This window comes from Noviherbaspirillum sp. (genome assembly GCF_036846085.1).
Classification (GTDB): domain Bacteria; phylum Pseudomonadota; class Gammaproteobacteria; order Burkholderiales; family Burkholderiaceae_D; genus Noviherbaspirillum.
In genome coordinates this window covers 1-5,240 of record NZ_DAIUCO010000326.1, presented here as the reverse complement: position 1 = coordinate 5,240, position 5,240 = coordinate 1, and the positions used below count along the sequence as shown (strand labels likewise).

The 5,240-nt window shown below is 61.5% G+C and carries 3 protein-coding genes; 1 reads left to right on the top strand and 2 read right to left on the bottom strand.

Annotation, left to right across the window (positions count from 1 at the left end):
* Positions 1 to 141 precede the first annotated feature (141 nt).
* Positions 142 to 414: an oxidative damage protection protein gene (locus V7080_RS23845; RefSeq protein WP_334190871.1), complete on the bottom strand. Its 273-nt coding sequence runs from the start codon at positions 412 to 414 to the stop codon at positions 142 to 144.
* 24 nt (positions 415 to 438) lie between these two features.
* Positions 439 to 1,749: an amino-acid N-acetyltransferase gene (gene argA / locus V7080_RS23840; RefSeq protein WP_334190870.1), complete on the bottom strand. Its 1,311-nt coding sequence runs from the start codon at positions 1,747 to 1,749 to the stop codon at positions 439 to 441.
* 25 nt (positions 1,750 to 1,774) lie between these two features.
* Here argA and hrpA point away from each other — a divergent pair.
* Positions 1,775 to 5,240, top strand: a 3,466-nt coding sequence (gene hrpA / locus V7080_RS23835; RefSeq protein WP_334190869.1) for an ATP-dependent RNA helicase HrpA, incomplete at its 3' end; no start/stop codon positions are given.

The window sequence follows — 5,240 nt, the reverse complement described above, 5'->3', positions numbered from 1 at the left end:
TGAGGTTGTACTACTGCATGCAGTGGCTCAACTTCACTACCCCCATCCCAGCCTTCCCCCTGCAAGGGGGAAGGAGCCTTCCGGTGATGGTATGTCGCTAGTCAATCTTTTGCTGCCATCCAATCCGGCAAAACCATCCCCTCACTCCGTCGGCGGCACATACCCCGAAGCAGCATCCGCACCTTCACCAAAGAAATGCCGCTCCATCTGCGTCGCCAGATACTTGCGCGCGCGCACGTCCGCAAGATTCAGCCTGTTTTCATTCACCAGCATCGTCTGGTGCTTCAGCCAACCGGCCCAGGCTTCCTTTGACACGCTTTCATAAATCCGCTTGCCGAGTTCGCCGGGATAGGGAGGGAAATCCAGTCCTTCGGCTTCCTTGTTGAGTTTGATGCATTGGACCGTGCGGGCCATAGTGTTGCTCCTATATGAAATTGGTTAAAGCTGTTTGATCAGTACCTGGGATTTTCGTTGCCAGTTATACATGTGCTGCCGGTCCTTGGGCAGGTCGTCGACGGTCGCCGGAACGAAGCCGCGCTTGAGGAACCAGTGGGAAGTACGTGTGGTGAGCACAAATAGTTTGTTGTAGCCCGATGCACGCGCCCGGTTTTCGATATGTTTCAGCAGTCGTTCGCCGTCGCCCTGTGTCTGTGCATCCGGACTGACGGTCAGGCATGCCATTTCCGCCATTTTTTCCGAGGGGAACGGATACAGCGCCGCGCAGCCGAAGATCACGCCGTCGTGCTCGATGACCGAAAAATAATTGATTTCGCGCTCGATCAGTTCCCGTCCGCGCTTGACCAGCGTGCCGTCCGCTTCCAGGGGCTCTATCAATTTCAGTATGCCGCCCACATCTTCGATGGTGGCTTCGCGCAGGCTTTCGAGATTCTCGTAGGTCACCATGGTGCCGATGCCGTCATGCGTGAACAGCTCCAGCAATGCGGAACCATCTGTCGCAAACGGCACGATGTGCGCGCGGGCGATGCCGTTATTGCACGCCTGAACCGCGTGGCGCAGGTAGAAGGACGCGTCCGCAGGCAGGAAATCGGCGGTCAGGATGGCGCGGGCCTGGTGCGAAGACAGCTCCCGCAGCTCGGTGCCGGCCGCATCGGTGATCATTGGCGTTTCGGTAATGAAAATAAGCTTGTCTGCACGCAACGCGGTCGCGGCGGCGACCGCGACGTCTTCCATCGCCAGGTTGAAGGCTTCACCGGTCGGCGAGAAGCCGAGGGGCGACAGCAGGACCAATCCGCCGGCACTTAATATCGGGTGAATGGTCTCATAAGCAATCCTGCGCGCGATGCCGGTAAATTCCAGGTCAACGCCATCGATGACGCCGAGCGGCCGTGCGGTAATGAAATTGCCGGAAATAATGCGGATCGCGGAATGGGCCATCGGCGTATTCGGCAAGCCCTGGCTGAAGGCCGCTTCAATATCCAGGCGCAATTCGCCGGCGGCTTCCTTCGCGCATTCCATCGCCGCCGCGTCGGTGATGCGCAGGCCGTTGTGATAGCGCGGCTCGACATTGCGCAGTGCCAACTGCTCCTCCACCTGCGGGCGGGAGCCATGCACGATGACGACCTTGATGCCGAGCGCGTGCAGCAGCGACAGATCGTGTGCCAGCACGGGCAGCGCGCCTGCCTTCACCAGCTCGCCGGGGAAGGCGACCACGAAGGTCTTGCCCCGGAACGCATGGATATAGGGCGCCACCGAGCGCAGCCACTGAACGAATTGAACTGAATTTTCCATGGAGGGCATTATAATTCGCCCCGCTATGTCTGCACCCCAACCTACCAAAAAATCAACGCCCCAGCGCCGCCCGGCCAAGGAGGCGCCAGCCCTTGAGCTGATACGCAATCCGCTGCCAGCCATTGTCTTTCCCGAGGAATTGCCGGTATCCGGCCGGCGCGACGAGATCGCGGATGCGCTTCGTACGCACCAGGTAGTCATCGTTTCCGGCGAGACCGGCTCGGGCAAGACGACCCAGCTGCCGAAGATCTGTCTTGCGCTCGGTCGCGGGCAGAAGGGCCTGATCGGCCATACGCAGCCGCGCCGCATCGCCGCGTCGGCTACGGCAAAGCGGATCGCGCATGAGCTCGGTTCGCCGCTGGGCGAGCATGTCGGATTCAAGGTGCGCTTTACCGATACCTTGTCGAAAGGCGCGTCGGTGAAGCTGATGACCGACGGTATCCTGCTGGCGGAAACGCAGACCGATCCGTTGCTGAAGCAGTACGACACCATCATCATCGACGAGGCGCACGAACGCAGCCTGAACATCGACTTCCTGCTCGGCTACCTGAAGCAGTTGCTGCCGAAGCGTCCCGACCTGAAGGTGATCATCACTTCGGCGACGATCGATGCCGAACGCTTCGCCCGCCATTTCGGTTCCGAAGGAAACGAGGTGCCGGTCATCGAAGTGTCGGGCCGGCTGTATCCGGTCGAGGTGCGGTACCGGCCCGTAGAGCCGTCGGAGAAAACCGACGGCAAGCCCGTGGGAGGCACGCAAAAGGAACAGCGTGACATGATGGATGCGGTGGTCGATGCCGTCGACGAACTGGCCCGCATCGGTTCCGGCGATGTCCTGGTCTTCCTTCCCGGCGAACGTGAAATCCGCGACGCGGCGGAAGCGCTGCGCAAGCACCATCCGCCGCATGTCGAAATCCTGCCGCTCTTCGCCCGCCTGTCGGTGGAGGAGCAGGAACGGGTATTCAAAATTTCCAATGCGCGCCGCATCGTGCTGGCTACCAACGTCGCGGAGACCTCCCTGACGGTACCCGGGATTCGTTACGTGGTCGACGCCGGCATGGCACGCGTCAAGCGCTACAGCTATCGCAACAAGGTCGAGCAGCTGCAGATCGAGCCGGTGGCGCAGTCGGCGGCCAACCAGCGCGCGGGTCGCTGCGGTCGCGTCGCGGCCGGTGTCTGCATCCGCTTGTACGACGAAGACGATTTTCTGAAGCGGCCGAAGTTTACCGATCCGGAAATCCTGCGGTCCTCTCTGGCCGCCGTCATCCTGCGCATGAAATCGCTGCGGCTGACGGATGTGGAAACCTTTCCCTTCATCGAACCGCCGCCGGGCAGGGCGATTGCCGACGGCTACCAGCTGCTGCAGGAACTTGGCGCGGTCGACGACAATAACCAGCTCACGCCGCTTGGCCGCCAACTGGCCAAGCTGCCTCTCGACCCCCGTGTGGGGCGGATGATCCTCGCCGCACGCGATAATGCCTGCCTGACCGAGGTGCTCATCATCGCCGCGGCGCTGTCGGTGCAGGACCCGCGCGACCGGCCGCTGGAAGCGCAGAATGCCGCCGATCAGGCGCACAAAAAGTTCGCCGACGAGAAATCGGAATTCCTGAGTTACCTGAAAATATGGAAATGGTTCGAGGACGCCATCGCGCACAAGAAATCGAACCGCCAGCTGATGGAAAACTGCCGCGCCAATTTCCTGTCGCAACTGCGGCTGCGTGAATGGCGGGACGTGCATTCGCAGTTGCTGACCATCGTGCGGGAACAGGGCTGGCGGTTGAGCGAATCGCCGGCGACCTATGAGCAACTGCATACCGCGCTGCTCACCGGTTTGCTGGGCAATATCGGTTTCAAGGCGGAGGACGAGCCGGTCTACCTCGGCGCGCGCGGCATCAAGTTCTACATCTGGCCCGGTTCCTATCTCGGCAAGAAAGCCGGGCGATGGGTGATGGCGGCGGAACTGGTTGATACCACCCGCCTCTATGCGCGCACCGTCGCGCAGCTGCAGCCGGAATGGCTGGAACGGGTCGGCGGCCACCTGCTGAAAAAATCCTACGGCGAGCCGCGCTGGGAGAAGCGCGCGGCGCAGGTGGTGGCGTCCGAGCGGGCAACCCTCTACGGACTGGTCGTCTACAGCCAGCGGCGCATCAACTACGGTCTCATTCATCCGAAGGAAGCGCGCGAGATTTTCATTCGCGAGGCGCTCGTGGCCGGGGAGTTCGATACCCGCGCACCGTTCCTCGCCCACAACCAGAAGCTGATCCGGGAAATCGAAAACCTGGAGCACAAGTCGCGCCGGCTCGATGTGCTGGTGGACGAGGAATTGATCGCCGCGTTTTACGACGAGGTCGTTCCGCACAACATCTGGAACGGCGCCGCGTTCGAGAAGTGGCACAAGGATGCGACGGCAAAGAATCCGAAGCTGCTGTACCTGAACCGCGATGACCTGATGCGCCACGAAGCGGCGGGCGTGACCACCGACCTGTTCCCGAAGTCGATGACGGTGGCCGGCATCGCGATGACGCTGTCCTACCATTTTGAGCCCGGCAGCCCGCGCGACGGCGTGACGCTCACCGTTCCGCTGTATGCCCTCAACCAGGTATCGGCAGAGCGCAGCGAATGGCTGGTGCCCGGCATGCTCAAGGAAAAAACCCATCTGCTGCTGAAATCGCTGCCGCAGAAGCTGCGCAGGCATTGCGTGCCGCTTCCGGACTATGCAGCCGGCTTCGTCGAACGCGCGACCTTTGCCAAGGGAAGCCTGCTGGATGCATTGATCGCCGATGTGCGCGAGCAGACTGGCATCGCCATCAAGACCGCCGACTTCAAGCTTGAAACCCTGCCTGCACATCATTTCATGAACTTCAAGGTGATCGACGAGCATGGCCGCCAGCTCGACATGGGCCGCAACCTCTCGGCGCTGCAGGCGGAACTGGGCGGCCAGGCGCGTGAACGGTTCCAGAAACTGGCCGAAAACACGGCGGTGGTGCCGGTTGATGGCGATGATGCCGGAAAGCAGAAGCCGCAGCAGAAACAGGGTCCGTCCGGCGCAGTCAGCGAACACCAGAACCTGACCGGCTGGTCCTTCGGCGTACTGCCGGAATTGCTGGAAATCCAGCAGGGCAAGCAGACGCTGATCGGCTTTCCGGCCCTGGTGGACCGGACGACGCATTGCGATATCGAAGTCTTCGATGATCCGGCGGAAGCCGCAAGGGTGCATCGTCTCGGCCTGCGCCGGTTGTTTGCCATCCAGTTGAAGGAGCAGCTCAAGTACCTGGAAAAGAACGTGCCCGGCTTGCAGCAGATGGGAATGCAGTTCATGTCGCTCGGTTCGCAGGAGGAATTGCGCGAACAGATCATCCAGGCGGGCCTGGAGCGTGCCTGCATGCAGGAGCCCCTGCCGGCGAGCGCAGACGAATTCAATCGCCGCAAGGACGAGGGCAAGGCGCGTCTCAACCTCTTGGTGAACGAGATTGCGCGGCTTGCCGCCACCATCC